Raw genomic sequence first — 15852 nt, 5'->3', positions numbered from 1 at the left:
AACGCGAGGCTTTTAGCGGTGGCTCGGCAGTTTCGGCAGGAAGACCGTCAAAAGGCCGAGCAGCGGCATGTAGGAGCAGATGCGGTAGACGAATTCAATACCTTCCTTATCCGCATAGACCCCCAGAACCGCAGCCCCGATGCCGCCGAAACCGAAGGCGAAACCGAAGAACATGCCGGCGATGAGGCCGACGCGGCCCGGCACAAGCTCCTGCGCGAAAACGACGATGGCCGAGAAAGCGGAAGAGAAGACGAAGCCGATGACGACGACCAGAACGGCTGTCCAGAACAGGTTCGCATAGGGCAGCATCAACGCGAAGGGAATGACGCCGAGGATCGAGAACCAGATGACGACGCGCGAGCCGAAACGGTCACCGATCGGGCCGCCGAAGAACACGCCCAGTGCCGAAGCCCCGAGGAAGAGGAACAGCAGTACCTGCGCGTCCTGCACGCCAAGGCCGAACCTGTCGATGGTGTAGAAGGTGAAGTAGCTCGACAGGCTGGCGAGATAGGCATTCTTGGTGGCGGTCAGAACCACCAGCACCAGAAGCGTCATCATCACGGTTCCGCGTGAGAGCGGCAGGGCGCGGCTGGCCGGAGCCTTGCCGACGGTTGCGCGGCGGTGGCGGGTATACCAGACGCCGACCCAGGACAGCACGCCGAAGCCGAGGAGCGCAATCAGCGAGAACCAGCTGAGGCTCGACTGGCCCAATGGAATGACGATGAAGGCGGCGAGCAGCGGGCCGATGGCCGTGCCGGTATTCCCACCCACCTGGAAGAAGGACTGCGCCAGACCATGGCGGCCGCCGGATGCCAGGCGGGCAACGCGCGAGGCTTCGGGATGGAAGATCGCCGAGCCGATGCCGATGAGGCAGGCGCCAATCACCAGAACCTCGAAACTATGGGCAAAGGCGAGCGTGATGAGGCCGGCGCAGGTGGAGAGCATGGCCACGGGCAGGGAAAACGGCATGGGCCAACGGTCTGTCACCATGCCGACAACCGGCTGCAGCAGCGATGCCGTGACCTGAAAGGCGAAGGTAAGCAGTCCGATCTGTACGAAATCGAGCGCGTAATTGGCTTTCAGCAACGGGTAAAGCGACGTCAGCAGCGATTGCATGATGTCGTTCAGCATGTGGCAGAAGCTCGCGGCTGCGATGATTGAAAACGCCGTGCGTTGCGGGTTGAACCCGGTGCTGGTGACGGTGGCCATGAATTATCCTCTCCAGATCCCCGCCGATGAAACGGGAAACATGTCTTTATTTGCTCCCGCTTTTATTCATATTGTGTCTGGCCTGCATTTGTGTTCTGGACGAGTTTCTTTGTGAGTGGGCCAAATGGCAAAAATCAAATCGCGACAGACAGTCGGTGTGACGCTCGAGGAGCATGAGCGCAGCCTGAAATTGATCGACGGCACCAATGAGCCGGTGCTGGCGCTCCATCGCATCTATCCGACGGGGCATCGCACGCCGCCTCATAACCATAGTCGCGTGCAGATATGGTGCGCGCGCCGGGGGGTGGTGCTGGTCAGCACGGCGGATGGGCGCTGGATGATACCGCCGGGTCACGGGTTGCTCATTCCCGCCGGTCTGCAACATGAGGCCGAAGTCATCTCCAATGTCGAGATGCACTCCATCTATGTCCATCCCGATCTCTTCCAGGCAACCTCTCCAAGGGTCGTGGAAATAACAGATCTCGCCTCGAGCCTGATTTCCGAGTTGCTGGCCGAGGAACATCAGCCAGCTGCTTTTCACCGGCAGGGTCTCGTGCGCGCACTTTTGCTGGATGAAGTGAACCGCCTGCCGGAACGCCCTTTGGGTTTGCCATTTCCGGACAATCAGCGGCTGGCAGCGCTTTGCCGGGATTTCCTCAACAGGCCCGTGGCGCGGGTGGAGATCGATGACTGGGCGGCGGCCATGGGCATCAGCCGCCGGTCCTTCACGCGTCTGTTTCGCAAGGAGCTGGGGGTGAGCTTCGCCACATGGCGTCAGCAGGCCTGCATCTTCGCCTCCCTGCCGCGGCTGGCGGCGGGGGAGGCCGTGACGAACGTGGCGCTGGATGCCGGTTATGAAAACATCCCCGCTTTTACAACGATGTTCCGGCGAATGCTGGGCAGCTCGCCCCGCGCCTATCGCCAGGCGGCGCGGCAGCGCAGCGCTGCTTTTCCCGATTTTGAAGAGATGGGTGGCTAAGGGCGCGGGTGCTCTACGCCGCCGCCGCCCGCATGTCGCGGCGGAAATCGGAAGGCGACATGCCTGATATCTGGCGGAATGCCTTGTTGAATGCGCTGACCGAGCCAAAACCGCTTTCCATGGCGATCTGCAGGATATTGTCCTTGCCCGTCATCAGCATGGCCTGCGCGCGCGAAAGACGGAGCAGGGTCAGATATTTGATCAGCGTCATGCCGGTGGATTTGCGGAACAGGTTCATCGCATATTTCGGGTGAAGCGCGGCGGCGCGGGCGATGTCGGTTGCGTCGATATCGTCGAGGAAATTGGCGGCAATGAAATCGCACATGCGTACCACGCCGATGGAGGGCGCCATGCCCTCATCATTCTCTCTGCGTTTGCCGCTGGCGGCGGAAGATATGACGGAGTATGGCTCGAGGAACATCCGCTCGACCCTGAGCAGCAATTCTTCCACCGCGTGCTGGGCTTTCGCCGGGTCGCCGGAGGTGACATAGCGAAACCAGCGGCCGAAATTTTCGGCGTCTGCCTTGTCCGTCTCAGCACTCACCATCGTCGCACCGCCCATCAGTAGGCTCGAAACGGTAGCGGGCAGGCGCATGCGGAAAAAGTGCACGAGCGGAAGATGCGCGCCGGCGTAAAACGAATCGTCGGAAGAGTGGTCCATCTGGTGCGGCTGGCCACCCCAGAAGATGCACATCTGGCCGGAATTAAGCGTAAGGTCATGATCGCCCATGCGATAATGCACCGATCCCGCCATCACGTAATTCACCTCCACCTGCGCGTGCCAGTGTGGCCTGAGCATGATGGGCGGGTGATTGTGAAAAAGCTGAAGGGTTGTCGGCATGCCTTCGATGCTGCTTGCACCCGGCTGGTAGAAGGCTCTTTCAGCAATCTTACTTTCCGCCAAATCGATGTTCCCTTTTTACGAGACAGATTTCCTGCCGCCGGTAATGTGCCCATGTTCGCTGAAGAACGGCAATTGAAAAAGGGAGGTTTTCAATGTGCTTGAAATTTCTTGGCGCGTCTACGGCCATGCTGCTTCTTGCAGCCCCGGCTTTCGCGCAAACCGAGACCGTCACCATCTGGAGCTGGAATGTCGCGGCTTCCGCGCTGAAATCCACGGTAGAGGGCTTCAACAAGCAGAATCCGGATATCAAGATCGTCGTTGAAGACCTTGGAAACAATCAGGTTTTTGACAAGACGCTGGCCGCCTGCGCCGCCGGGGGCGATGGTCTTCCTGATATCGTCACCATTGAAAATTTCGAAGCGGAACTGTTCTGGAGCCGTTTCCCCGATTGTTTCGCCAATCTGACCGAACTTGGCTATACGCCTGAGAAACAGGCGCTTTTCCCCGATTTCAAGCGCACGGAACTGGAGGTTGACGGTGTCGCCTATGCGGTTCCGTGGGACTCCGGCCCGGTAGCGGTTTTCTATCGCCGCGACTTCTATGAAAAGGCAGGCGTCGATCCGGCCACCATCAAGAGCTGGGATGATTTCATCGCCGCCGGCAAGAAGGTCATGGCTGCCAATCCCGGAACGGTCATGGCGCAGGCCGATTTCAACGGCGACAGCGAATGGTTCCGCATGATCGCCAATGAGCAGGGATGCGGTTACTTTTCGACCGATGGCCAGAATATCACCATCAACCAGCCCGCCTGTGTCGCGACCCTTGAAAAGGTCAAGGAAATGAAGGACGCCGGCATCATCACGGCGGCGATCTGGGATGAAAAGATCCAGGCCAATACCGCCGGCAAGGCCGCAAGCCAGATGTATGGCGCCTGGTACGAGGGCACGATCCGCTCCGGCTCGCCCGATCTCGCGGGCAAATGGGGCGTCTATCTGATGCCGAGCCTCACGCCTGACGGTCCGCATGCGGCCAATCTCGGCGGGTCTTCGCTGGCGATCAGTTCGACGTCCGAGCACAAGGAAGCGGCGTGGAAATATATCGACTACGCGCTGACCACCAATGAAGGCCAGGTGACGATGCTGAAATCCTTCGGCCTCGTTCCCTCGCTGCTGTCAGCCATCGACGATCCCTTCGTGAAGGAAAAGCACCCCTATTGGGGCGGGCAGGCGGTCTGGACCGATATCCTCGCCACGCTGCCGAAGATCGTTCCAAGCCGCGGCACGGCATTCCAGTCCGATGCGGATGCGATCTACAAGGCGACGCAGACGAAATATTTCGCGGGTGGCTATCCCGATGCGAAGGCTGCGCTCGATGATGCGGCAAAGCAGATCGAAACGGCCACGGGGCTGCCTGTCGCGCAGTAAGCCGGCGGCCAGGACCGAGCGGGTGCCACGGGCTTCTTCTCCCCGATGGGGAGAAGTCCGCGGCAGCGGGATGAGGGGGCAACGTTGGTGATAGATCGCGAGCTAACCCCCTCATCCGACCCTTCGGGCCACCTTCTCCCCCTTGGGGACAAGAAATAGGCCGCACCGCCTTGCAATGGTCTCGCCCTCGAAATCGGGCAGGCCTTCAAGCTTTTCCATTTATCCGGCCCATGTCCGGCATCTGGAGGTCGTCATGCCGTCTAGGAACAGGATCGCTTATGCGTTCCTTGCGCCCTATCTCCTGATTTTCGCCACCTTCTGGGTCTGGCCGATCATCAGCTCGTTCATGCTGTCGTTCCAGAATACCCGCATTAACCCGTGGCGGTTTGCACCGTCCATGAACTGGGGGCGGCTCGTCTCAGATCCGGCTTTTTATAACGCGCTCTACAATACGCTGATCATTCTGGTCATTCAGGTGCCGGTCATGATCGCGCTCGCCACCGTCATGGCGGTGCTCCTGAATTCGCCGCTGCTGAAAGCGCGGCCGCTTTATCGTTTTGCCTTCTTCGCGCCTGTCGTTGTCGGCGAGGTGGCCTATGCGGCGGTGTTCCGGCTGATGTTCAGCGCCGATTTTGGCATCATCAACAAGCTCATCACGTCAGTCGGCCTTGCGCCCATCTCTTGGTTCGACAATGCCAATGCGGCCATGGCGCTGGTCATCATTGCAGTGACATGGCGCTGGGCGGGGTATAACGCCATCATCATCCTCGCCGGGCTGCAATCGATCCCCGGCGATGTCTATGAGGCGGCGACGCTGGACAAGGTGAGCAAGCGCCAGCAGTTCTTTCATATCACGCTGCCGCTCCTCAAGCCCATCATCCTGTTCTGCGTTGTCCTGTCGGTCATCGGCACCATGCAGCTCTTTGCGGAACCCTTCCTCATCACCAACAGGGGCGGGCCGGGCGGCGGCACGGAAACGCTGGGACTTTTCCTTTATCGGCAGGGCTTCACCTCGCTCAATTTCGGGTACGCCTCGGCCATCGCCTACACCATGGCGGCGCTCGCCATCGCCATTTCGCTGCTTAATCTCTGGGTCGGGAGGGAGCCGAAATGAGATCGAAATCGAGATCGCTTTTCTGGCAAAAGATCGCGCTGCATGCGCTGATGACGCCACTTGCCGTCATCTGGCTGTTTCCGCTGTGGATGATGTTCGTGTTCTCGACCATGCCGGATTACGGCATCTTCAGCCCCGATATCGTTCTGGTGCCGTCCACCAACTTCATCGAGAATTTCAACAACCTGCAGGCGGATACGAATTTCCTCAGGGCCATGTTCATCTCGATCACCGTCGCCTGCATCTACACCGTCCTTTCGGTCTTCCTGACGTCGATGGCTGGCTGGGCGCTGGCGCGTTACCGTTTTGCGGGACGCGGCGTGGTGATCGCTATCATTCTCGGCACCATCACCCTGCCGTTTGCAGTCGTCGTCATTCCGCAATTCATCATGGTGGCGCGGGAATTCAAGCTCGCCAATACCTGGGTGGCGCTGATCGTGCCGCCGCTCTTCAACTCGCTTGGCGTGCTGTTCATGCGGCAATCCTTCTCGATGATGCCGACGGAGCTTTTCGATGCCGCGCGGGTGGAAGGCGTCAAGGAATGGCAGATTTTTCTGCGCATTGCTTTGCCCTTGGCGCGGCCCACAATGGCGGCGCTCTCCATCATTCTCTTCCTGGCCTCGTGGAACAATTACCTCTGGCCGCTTCTCATCAATTCCCGCCCAGGAATGATGACCGCACCCGTGGCGCTTGGCACGCTTATCGGGCTCACCAAGGTGTCATGGGGCGGCATCATGGCCGGCGCGGTGCTGCTGACCGCACCCATTCTCGTGGTTTTCGTGGTCCTGCAGCGTCACTTCATCGCCGGCATTTCAGCCGGGGCAGTCAAGTAAGGGGAGGCCGCATGGCGGAACTTTCGCTCAAAAACGTGGTCAAGCGATACGGTGCGCTGGAGGTGATCCATGGCGCCAATCTCGAGGTGAAAGACGGGGAATTCGTCGTTTTTGTCGGCCCGTCCGGCTGCGGAAAATCCACGCTTCTCAGAATGATCGCCGGGCTGGAGGATATCTCCGGCGGCGACATCGTCATCGGCGGCAAGACGGTCAGTGATGCTGATCCGGCCGATCGTGGCATTGCCATGGTGTTCCAGTCCTATGCACTTTATCCGCATATGACGGTGGCCGAAAACCTCTCCTTCGGCCTCAGGATGAACGGCAACCCAAAGGCCGATACGGAAAAGCGGGTCAACCGCGCCGCCGAAATCCTGCAGATCAATGAACTGATGGATCGCCGGCCGAAACAGCTTTCCGGCGGCCAGCGGCAGCGTGTGGCCATCGGCCGGGCCATTGTGCGCGAGCCGCAGGTCTTCCTGTTCGACGAGCCTCTGTCCAATCTCGATGCGGAATTGCGTGTGCAGATGCGCGTCGAAATTTCGCGCCTGCACAAGCAGCTCGGCACCACGATGATCTATGTGACGCATGACCAGACCGAAGCGATGACGCTGGCCGACAAGATCGTCGTGCTGCGGGCGGGCAATATCGAACAGGTGGGTGCGCCGCTCGATCTCTATGACGATCCCGCCAACCGCTTTGTCGCCGGCTTTGTCGGCTCGCCGAAGATGAACTTTCTCGACGCCACTGTCATCGGCGGCGGCGCCGACAGCGTCACGCTTGCCCTCGACAGCGATCCTGCGGTGCGGCTGACTTTGCCGATCAAAGAGCGCGTCAACGCGGGCGCCAGGGTCTCGCTCGGCATCCGGCCGGAGCATTTTGCCGATGCGGGCGGGGGCGATTCCGATCTCACCGTGCATGTCGATGTCGCCGAGCATCTCGGCAATACCAGCTATGTCTATGCCCGAACCGAAGGCGACGAACAGCTCATCATCGAGCGGCCGGAATCGCGTGATGTCGGCAATCGCGACCGGCTGACGGTCGGCCTTTCCGCCCGCCGGGCTTTCCTTTTCGACAGCAAGGGCCAACGCCTGCGCTGAACCCTTTCCCAAGCACCCAAGACCGATACGAAAGACGAGGATTTCATGACCACCGAACAACCGATCCGCTGGGGCATCATCGGCCCGGGCACCATCGCCAGAACCTTTGCTGACGGTATCGCCCATTCCCGCACCGGCAGGCTGGAGGCCATCGCCACCCGCAACCCGGACAAGCCGGGCCTTGCCGAAGCCTTTGCCGGCGCGCGCATTGTCAAGGGTTACGACGCTCTGCTTGCCGATCCGGCTATCGACGCGGTCTATATCGCCACGCCCCACACCGGCCATGCCGAATGGGCAATCAAGGCAATCCGGGCCGGCAAGAACGTGCTGGTGGAAAAACCCATTGCGCTCTCGGCCTATGATGCCGACGCCATTTTCCACGAGGCAAAAAAGGCCGGCGTTTTCGCCGGTGAGGCCTATATGTATCGCCTGCATCCGCAGACGGCAAAGCTCCTGGAACTGGTGAAAGCCCGTGCGGTCGGCGATATCCGCATCATCCGCTCCAGCTTCGGTTTCAACATGGGCTCGTTCCGGGCCGATCACCGGCTCTTCGCCAATGAAACCGCGGGCGGCGGCATTCTCGATGTCGGCGGTTATCCGGTTTCCATGGTGCGGATGATCGCAGGCGCTGTGGATGGAAAGCCTTTTGCGGAGCCCGAAAAAGTGGCGGGTGCTGCCCATCTCGGCCAGTCGGGCGTTGATGAATGGGCCTCGGCCGTGCTGAAATTCCCAAACGGCATCGTCGCCGAAGTCTCGTGCTCGATCATGGCGGCGCAGGACAATGTGCTGCGCATCATCGGTTCGGACGGCCGGATCGAGGTCAGGGATTTCTGGTTTGCCGCTGGCCACAAGGGCGGCACCGGGCGGATCGATATCATCAGCGGCGACAAGGTCGAAACCATCGAGCTGCCGGAGGATCGCTGGCTTTATTCTTTCGAGGTCGATGCGGCGGGTGAAGCAATTCGCCAGGGTAAAAAGGAGTTCGATGCACCCGGCATGGCCTGGGCGGACAGCCTCGGCAACCTGCGTGTGATGGACCAGTGGCGGGCTTCCATCGGGCTGGAATACAGCGTCGAAAAGGCGACGTCGCGCATCGCCAATATTGCCGGTGGCAAGGTCGTGGCCGGAAATACGGTCCCGAAGCGGCAGATACCGGGCCTTGCCAAACCCGCTTCCGTAGTCGCGCTCGGTTTCGAATTCTTCCCCAATTTCGCGTCCGCATCCCTGACGCTCGATGCCTTTTACGAGGCCGGCGGCAATCTCTTCGATACGGCCTATGTCTATGGCGGCGGCAAAACGGAGGCGATTTTCGGCGACTGGCACACCAGCCGCAACGTGCCGCGCGAAGAGATCGTGCTGATCGGCAAGGGTGCGCATTCGCCGCTCTGCTATCCCGATATGATCGCCAAACAGCTAGATCAGTCGCTGGAGCGTCTGAAGACGGATTACGTCGATGTTTATTTCATGCATCGCGATAATCTCGACATCGCGGTGGGCGAGTTCGTTGATGCCATGGATGCCGAGGTTCGGCGCGGGCGCATTCGCGGCATTTTCGGTGGCTCGAACTGGACGCGCGAACGCATGGATGAGGCCGCGGCTTACGCGCAGAAGAACGGCAAACAGGCCCCCGGCGCGCTTTCCAACAATTTCTCGCTTGCCGAAATGCTCGATCCCATCTGGGCAGGCTGCGTGGCGGCATCGGATGACGAATGGAAAGAATGGCTGAAATCCCGACAAATCCCCAATTTCGCCTGGTCCAGCCAGGGGCGCGGTTTCTTCACCGAGCGGGCAGGGCGAGACAAGCATGACGATGAGGAAATCGTCCGCGTCTGGTATTCCGACCGCAATTTCGTCCGTCGCGATCGGGCGATCGAGCTTGCGCAGAAACTCGGGCGCCACCCAATCCATATCGCTCTCGCTTATGTCATCGCCCAGCCTTTCCCGGTCATCCCGCTGATCGGGCCGCGCACGATTGCGGAGCTGGAGGACAGTCTTTCGGCGCTTGATATTGCGCTGACGGACGAGCAGGTGAAGTGGCTGGAGGCGTAAGAGTGGATTGAGGCTACGGATTTATCCGCCGCCTCTTTCGGATAGGGCAAGCTGTTGCGGCATATTTCTTCTCCCCGCCGGGGAGGTGGCCCGAAGGGTCGGATGAGGGGGCAAGCTCTCCTGATATCTCGACCCTCGCCCCCTCATCCCGCTGCCGCGGACTTCTCCCCGGCGGGGAGAAGAAACAAGGGGCATCCGCTCGCTCACACTGATGAATCTCAGGGTTGAGACATCATCTTCCACCTTCTTTCCTATCCCGGTGACTGCTAAAGCGTAGGTTCAAAAACCTGCCGCCAAACAATCACCGGAGTTCCCATGAGCGATATCGACCGAGGCCGCGCCCAGCAGCTGATGCGGGAGGCGGAGATTGATGCGCTTGTACTGTTCCAGCCCGAGGCCTTTCGTTATGCGGTTGGTGCGCCTGCCGGTGTTGCGACCATGTGGGGCAAAGCGGGTTCCGCAATTGCGCTGGTGCCTGCCGATGCCGGGGCAGGGCTGGCCGCCGTCGTCAGTGATCATGCCGCGCCGATCATCAGGAGGGCGGCACCTGATATCGATCTGCGCTGCCATCGCATCTGGATCGATTTGGTCGATCTTTCGGGTGTGGAAACCATCGCGCAGGTGGATGATGCCTATCGCCGCAACAATTCAGGTGGGCCGCGGCCGGAGACATTCGATCGTACCGCCTGCTTCGGCCTGCTCTCCGATCTGCTGCGGGAGCGCGGACTGTCCGCGGCGCGCATCGGTGCCGACCTTGAATTCATGCCCGCCGCCGATTTTTTCGCCCTGCGTCAGGCGCTGCCCGAGGTGAACTGGGTTGATGGTTCGACTGTGCTGAAACGTCTGAGGGCGGTGAAATCCCAACGCGAGATCAAACTTCTCAGGCAGGCGTCAGCCGCCGCCGAGGCGGGGTTGGTCGAGATGGCAGCCGCCGTCCGACCGGGGGCGGCCCTTGGTCAACTCTCTGCCGCCTGGAAATCCGGCGCGCAGGCATATGCCGCAAAATCCGGTTTTTCGTTGAGCGGGCATTGGGACTTCATTTCGGTCGGCCCGGCTTTGTCGGATATGACGGCAGCGGTCGCGCCGGGTGCGCTGATCAAGGCCGATGTGGGCACGCTGGTGGACGGCTATTCTTCGGATGGCGCGCGGACTTTTTCATGGGGGCCGGTTTCGCCTTTGGCGGGCGATATCTTCAAGGCTCTGGAAGCGGCCTTCGCCCGCGGGCTGGACGCGCTCCGCCCGGGCAATACATTCGGTGCAGTGCACGCCGCCATGCTGGCCTCGATGCGCAAGGACGGCTTCGGTGAATATTATCGCGGCCACTTCGGCCACTCCGTTGGTGGCAGCGTGGGTATCGAGGAATGGCCGTTCTTTTCCCACGACAATCCGGAACTCATTCGTCCCGGCATGGTCGTCGCGCTCGAAGCGCCGTTTTATGGGGAAGGCGTGGGTGCGTTGATGATCGAGGACCAGTTCCTCGTCACCGCATCTGGCGCAGAGTGCATGAACAGCCTGCCACGCACTCTACGGGATTTATCTGCGGACTGATCGCCGGATCAGAGGAAATCGTCGCGGCGCGGCGTGAAGCAGTCGATCAGTTCGCCCTCTTCCAGACACAGGCAGCCATGCTCGATATGGCCGGGAATGACGAGGCTATCGCCCTTCTTGAGGTCGTAGGCCTCGCCATCACGGTAAAAGCGGAAGCTGCCGCTGGCGACATAGGTCGATTGTACATGCGGATGGCTGTGCAGCTTGCCTTCTGCGCCGGTCTTGAAACGGAACGATACCACCATCAGTTCGGGCGCTTCGGAAAGCACGGTGCGTTGTACGCCATCGTCGGGCGAAACAGTGGGGAAGGTCGGAAGCTGCTGCATATCTTTCTCCTCAGTCAATGCGGTTCAGGCGGCAATCTCAGCGCGGTGCGCGCAACATCGCGCGGTATCGCATCTGGCTGCTTTTCAGGTGGTTGCGCATGGCGCTTCGCGCCGCCTCCTCGTCGCCGTCCTGTATCGCGATCAGTATCGCCTCGTGCTCTCCCACCAGACGGCTGAGATCAGCGGGCGAAAGCACGGTCTCGGAGCCGTTTTCGGCCACGGCGCGGCGGGGAATGACGGTCGGGCCAAGCACCTGCAGAAACTCGCTGAAGCGGGGATTGTTGGTCGCTTCGGCAACGGCCAGATGGAAGGCGAAATCGGCCTCGGCCGTCGGGCTGCCCTTGGCGGCGCTGGCGCGGAAGGCGTCGAAGGCCTCGATGATCTTTTCTTCCTGCGCCGGCGAACGGCGGATCGCAGCAAGGCCCGCGGCATCGCCTTCCACCGCGGTGCGCAGTTCCAGCATTTCGATCAGCGAGGAGACGCGGGCCAGATCGACATTATGGAAAGGCCGCCGTTCGACCGGGGCGGGCTCCAGTACGAAGACACCGGCGCCCTGACGCGGTTCGACGAGACCGTCTGAGCGCAGGGAGGCAATCGCCTCGCGCACAACGGTTCGGCTCACGCCGAATTCCTGTGTCATCTGCGCTTCCGATGGCAGGCGGTCGCCAGTCTTGTAACGGCCCTTGGCGATCTGGCCGCGGAGTTCCTCCGAAACCTTCACCACAAGCGTTTTGGCCTGTGGCGCTGCCGGTTCGGAGGTCGTCGTTCTTGTCATCTTCGTCGCCGTTCTAAAAATATCGGTTGCGTCTACCGTTCCTCGATACGTTATTCGCGGCCCGGCTTGCAATCCCACCGCCTGCCGGGAACGTTTCCTGCCGCGTTTCACGTCGCCTTGAAGATCGGGTTGTCGACGAAAACACCGCCCTGAAACCGCACCATGGCATCGCCGGGGTCGGGTTTCGGCGTTGTCTCGGCAATGTGCCGCCGGAAGGCCTCCGCATTGTCTTTGGGTTTCCATCCGAGAAAACCGAGATGCGAATTGTCCCACCAGCCGGCGTCATTGGCAGACGCACCCCATACAACGGGGCAGCCGAGGATCGGTGCGCGAAATACCGCCTCGATCAGCGATACGAAATCGTCGTGTGAGAACCAGGTGGACAACATGCGATAATTGGTGGGTTCCGGGGTGCAGGAGCCGATGCGCACAAGCGCCGTCTCCTGCCCGAACTTCTCGAAATACATGCGGGCCAGGTTTTCGCCAAAACACTTGGAGACGCCGTAAAGCCCGTCCGGTCGGAAGGGGGCGTCGGGGCCAAGACGATCCGTCTGGGGATAATAACCGATCGTGTGGTTGGAGCTGGCAAAAACGATCCGCGGCTGTCCATGGGCGCGGGCGGCTTCATAGAGATTATAAAGCCCGATGATGTTGCCTTGAACGATCTGTTCGAACGGCTTTTCCACCGATATGCCGCCAAGGTGGATAATCCCGTCGCAACCGGCGACCATGGCATCAACGGCATTTGCGTCCGCCAGGTCGCACTGCACGCATTCCTCGTTCGGGCCTGCCGGGTCTAGCGGAGCTAGATCGGCGAGGCGCAATATCTCGGCCACCGGTGCGAGGCGTTCGCGCATGACGCGGCCGAGCTGACCTGCCGCACCGGTAACAAGAAGCCGTTTCATCGCAATTCTCCATCAGCATTATACGTCATCGACGCAGTCAGATATGGCGGCGCCTCTTGACCTTGTCATACAGATCGTACAAAAAGCGGATAACATATATTATGTGCCATACGCAACAATCATGAAGGATGAGTTTGATGCTGACCGTCGAAACAAGGCAGGCCGTGAACCCGGAATATGCAAAAACGCTGGATACCGAAGGTCTCCGCCGGCATTTCCTCGCCAGCGACATGTTCCGTTCCGGTGAAATCAGGCTGATCTACACCCATTACGACCGCTTCGTGATGGGCGGCGCCGTGCCTGACGGAAAGCCGCTGACGCTCGACAAGGTGGAGGAAACCAGGACGCCTTCCTTCCTCGATCGGCGTGAAATGGGCATCGTCAACATCGGTGAGGCGGGCACGGTCAGCGCCGGCGGCGAAACCTACACGCTGAACCGCGGTGACGTGCTTTATCTCGGTGCCGGCAGCGGCGCGGTGACCTTCGACGGCGCCGGGCGATTCTACATCACCTCGTGCCCGGCGCATCGCAGCCTGCCGGCGAAGCTGGTGACGCTGGCGAACAGCAAGGAGGTCAAGCTTGGCGCAACCGAAACCTCCAACAAGCGCACCATCAACCAGTTCATCCATCCGCTGGTCATGGAAAGCTGCCAGCTGGTGCTGGGATATACGACACTGGAGGACGGCTCGGTCTGGAACACTATTCCCTCGCATATTCATGACCGTCGCATGGAGGCCTATCTCTATTTCGGCATGGACGAAAAGTCGCGCGTGCTGCACCTGATGGGCGAGCCGCAGGAGACCCGCCACCTGTTCATTTCAAATGAAGAAGGCGCGATTTCCCCGCCCTGGTCCATTCATTCCGGTGCGGGCATCGGCTCCTACACCTTCATCTGGGCCATGGCCGGCGACAATGTCGACTATACCGACATGGACTTCATTCAGCCGGGAGACCTGAAATGAGGAACCCCTTTTCGCTTCAGGGGCGCAAGGCGCTCGTCACCGGCGCGAATACGGGGCTCGGCCAGGCGATTGCGGTGGGTCTCGCCGCTGCCGGTGCGGACGTCGTCTGCGCCGCCCGTCGTGCGCCGGATGAAACGCTTGCCATCATCGCGAGGGACGGCGGCAAGGCCAGCGCATTGTCTATCGACTTTGCCGATCCGCTGGCGGCAAAAGACAGTTTTGCCGGTGCCGGTTTCGACATTCTCGTCAACAATGCCGGCATCATCCGCCGTGCCGATTCCGTTGAATTTTCCGAGCTGGACTGGGACGAGGTGATGGACGTCAACCTCAAGGCGCTGTTTTTCACCACGCAGGCCTTTGCAAAGGAGCTGCTGGCGAACGGCCGCCCCGGCAAGGTCGTCAATATCGCCTCGCTCCTGTCGTTCCAGGGGGGTATTCGTGTGCCGTCCTATACGGCTGCAAAACATGGCGTCGCCGGTCTCACCAAGCTTCTGGCAAATGAGTGGGCGGCGAAGGGCATCAATGTGAATGCGATTGCGCCGGGTTACATCGAAACGAACAATACAGAGGCGCTGCGCGCGGATGCGGCCCGCAACAGGGCCATTCTCGAGCGCATTCCGGCTGGCCGCTGGGGTCATTCAGACGATATAGCCGGGGCGGCGGTTTTCCTTGCTTCGCCGGCGGCGGATTATGTGCATGGCGCCATTCTCAATGTCGATGGCGGCTGGCTGGCGCGCTGAGCCGCGCCCGCCTGTAAAATTCATCATATAACTTGTATGATGAATTGTTGACAAATATACGGCAAGTGGTTTAGGTGACTTTCAGTCATTGAACTTCAAAGGAATACCGATCATGAACCCTGAAAAAATCAAAACGGCTCTCGGCTCCGGCCTTCTGTCTTTCCCGGTCACCCATTTCGATTCCGAGGGCCGTTTCGCTGCCGACAGCTACAGGGCTCATGTCGAATGGCTTGCCGGTTACAAGGCGCCCGTGCTGTTTGCCGCAGGCGGCACCGGCGAGTTCTTTTCGCTGAAGCCGGATGAGATTCCGACCATCGTTTCCGCCGCCAAGGAAGTCGCCGGCGAAACCGCCATCGTTTCCGGCTGCGGTTACGGCACTGAAATTGCGGTCGATATCGCCCGCTCCGTCGAAAAGGTCGGCGCCGATGGCATCCTGCTTCTGCCGCATTACCTCATCGATGCGCCGCAGGAAGGGCTTTACGCCCATATCAAGAAGGTGTGTCAGTCGGTCGGCATCGGTGTCATGGTCTATAACCGTGACAACTCGGTTCTTCAGGCCGATACGCTGGCGCGGCTGTGCGACGAGTGCCCGAACCTTGTCGGCTTCAAGGACGGCACCGGCGATATCGGCCTCGTTCGCCAGATCACCGCCAAGATGGGGGACCGCCTGATGTATCTCGGCGGAATGCCAACCGCGGAACTGTTCGCCGAAGCCTATCTCGGTGCCGGTTTCACTACCTATTCCTCGGCCGTATTCAACTTCGTGCCCGGCCTTGCCAACGAGTTCTACGCAGCGCTGCGCGCCGGCGAGCGTGCCACCTGCGAGCGCATTCTTGTCGATTTCTTCTATCCATTCATGGCGATCCGCAACCGCGCCAAGGGTTATGCCGTCTCCGCCATCAAGGCCGGCGTCCGCCTGCAGGGCTTTGATGCCGGTCCGGTGCGTGCGCCGCTGAAGGACCTCACGAATGAGGAAATCGGCATGCTCGAAGCCCTGATCGGCACGCACAAGCGCAAGGCCTGAGGACGCTTAATGGGAGGGGAGCC

The 15852-nt window shown here is 60.4% G+C and carries 15 protein-coding genes; 10 read left to right on the top strand and 5 right to left on the bottom strand.

The annotated features are described in order from the left end of the window. Nucleotides 1-12: 12 nt before the first annotated feature. Nucleotides 13-1209 (bottom strand): MFS transporter, encoded by a 1197-nt coding sequence (locus tag HQN82_RS14480; protein WP_004445010.1) that lies wholly within the window; start codon nt 1207-1209, stop codon nt 13-15. A gap of 124 nt (nt 1210-1333) precedes the next feature. Between HQN82_RS14480 and HQN82_RS14475 the strand changes: the two genes are divergently transcribed. After that, nucleotides 1334-2188, top strand: a complete 855-nt coding sequence (locus tag HQN82_RS14475) for an AraC family transcriptional regulator (RefSeq protein ID WP_004445008.1) — start codon at nt 1334-1336, stop codon at nt 2186-2188. A 13-nt stretch (nt 2189-2201) separates the two neighbouring features. Here HQN82_RS14475 and HQN82_RS14470 read toward each other — a convergent pair whose 3' ends face one another. Next, nucleotides 2202-3098, bottom strand: coding sequence for a helix-turn-helix domain-containing protein (locus HQN82_RS14470; RefSeq protein ID WP_169692187.1), 897 nt, complete (start codon nt 3096-3098; stop codon nt 2202-2204). A gap of 86 nt (nt 3099-3184) precedes the next feature. On the opposite strand from HQN82_RS14470, the gene HQN82_RS14465 reads away from it, so the two are divergent. The 6 genes from HQN82_RS14465 to HQN82_RS14440 all read left to right on the top strand — a co-directional run bounded on the left by HQN82_RS14465 (nt 3185) and on the right by HQN82_RS14440 (nt 11097). Continuing rightward, the gene (locus HQN82_RS14465; RefSeq protein WP_022562662.1) at nt 3185-4456 is read left to right on the top strand and encodes an ABC transporter substrate-binding protein; all 1272 of its coding nucleotides are present in this window, start codon (nt 3185-3187) and stop codon (nt 4454-4456) included. 253 nt (nt 4457-4709) lie between these two features. Further along, nucleotides 4710-5570, top strand: coding sequence for a carbohydrate ABC transporter permease (locus tag HQN82_RS14460; RefSeq protein ID WP_022562661.1), 861 nt, complete (start codon nt 4710-4712; stop codon nt 5568-5570). Beyond that, the gene (locus HQN82_RS14455; RefSeq protein ID WP_022562660.1) at nt 5567-6403 is read left to right on the top strand and encodes a carbohydrate ABC transporter permease; all 837 of its coding nucleotides are present in this window, start codon (nt 5567-5569) and stop codon (nt 6401-6403) included. Before HQN82_RS14460 ends, HQN82_RS14455 begins: the two co-directional genes overlap by 4 nt. A gap of 11 nt (nt 6404-6414) precedes the next feature. After that, nucleotides 6415-7500 carry an ABC transporter ATP-binding protein gene (locus tag HQN82_RS14450; RefSeq protein WP_173615109.1) on the top strand — a complete coding sequence of 362 codons (1086 nt, stop codon included), beginning with the start codon at nt 6415-6417 and terminating at the stop codon, nt 7498-7500. 45 nt (nt 7501-7545) lie between these two features. Further along, a complete protein-coding gene (locus tag HQN82_RS14445) occupies nt 7546-9549 on the top strand; it encodes an aldo/keto reductase (protein ID WP_022562658.1) in 2004 nt (667 codons plus the stop codon). Nucleotides 9550-9864: 315 nt separating this feature from the next. After that, a complete protein-coding gene (locus HQN82_RS14440; RefSeq protein WP_022562657.1) occupies nt 9865-11097 on the top strand; it encodes a M24 family metallopeptidase in 1233 nt (410 codons plus the stop codon). An 8-nt stretch (nt 11098-11105) separates the two neighbouring features. Here the strand turns inward: HQN82_RS14440 and HQN82_RS14435 are convergent, their stop codons facing one another. The 3 genes from HQN82_RS14435 to HQN82_RS14425 form a co-directional block, all read right to left on the bottom strand. Next, nucleotides 11106-11423: a cupin domain-containing protein gene (locus tag HQN82_RS14435; protein WP_173615108.1), complete on the bottom strand. Its 318-nt coding sequence runs from the start codon at nt 11421-11423 to the stop codon at nt 11106-11108. 37 nt (nt 11424-11460) lie between these two features. Then, the gene (locus HQN82_RS14430) at nt 11461-12198 is read right to left on the bottom strand and encodes a FadR/GntR family transcriptional regulator (protein WP_022562656.1); all 738 of its coding nucleotides are present in this window, start codon (nt 12196-12198) and stop codon (nt 11461-11463) included. A 107-nt stretch (nt 12199-12305) separates the two neighbouring features. After that, nucleotides 12306-13103, bottom strand: coding sequence for an NAD-dependent epimerase/dehydratase family protein (locus HQN82_RS14425; protein WP_022562655.1), 798 nt, complete (start codon nt 13101-13103; stop codon nt 12306-12308). A 137-nt stretch (nt 13104-13240) separates the two neighbouring features. Here HQN82_RS14425 and kduI point away from each other — a divergent pair, with 137 nt between their 5' ends. The 3 genes from kduI to kdgD all read left to right on the top strand — a co-directional run bounded on the left by kduI (nt 13241) and on the right by kdgD (nt 15829). Continuing rightward, nucleotides 13241-14065 (top strand): 5-dehydro-4-deoxy-D-glucuronate isomerase, encoded by an 825-nt coding sequence (gene kduI, locus HQN82_RS14420; RefSeq protein ID WP_006700393.1) that lies wholly within the window; start codon nt 13241-13243, stop codon nt 14063-14065. Further along, nucleotides 14062-14805, top strand: a complete 744-nt coding sequence (gene kduD, locus HQN82_RS14415; protein WP_022562653.1) for a 2-dehydro-3-deoxy-D-gluconate 5-dehydrogenase KduD — start codon at nt 14062-14064, stop codon at nt 14803-14805. The genes kduI and kduD overlap by 4 nt, the downstream gene beginning before the upstream one ends. Before the next feature lie 112 nt (nt 14806-14917). Then, a complete protein-coding gene (gene kdgD / locus HQN82_RS14410; RefSeq protein ID WP_173615107.1) occupies nt 14918-15829 on the top strand; it encodes a 5-dehydro-4-deoxyglucarate dehydratase in 912 nt (303 codons plus the stop codon). The last annotated feature ends 23 nt before the right edge of the window (nt 15830-15852 follow it).

Origin of the sequence: Agrobacterium pusense (assembly GCF_013285525.1) — a bacterium.
Taxonomy (GTDB): domain Bacteria; phylum Pseudomonadota; class Alphaproteobacteria; order Rhizobiales; family Rhizobiaceae; genus Agrobacterium; species Agrobacterium pusense.
Note: the sequence above shows the minus strand (reverse complement) of the source record. Positions and strands in the feature narration are given on the sequence as shown.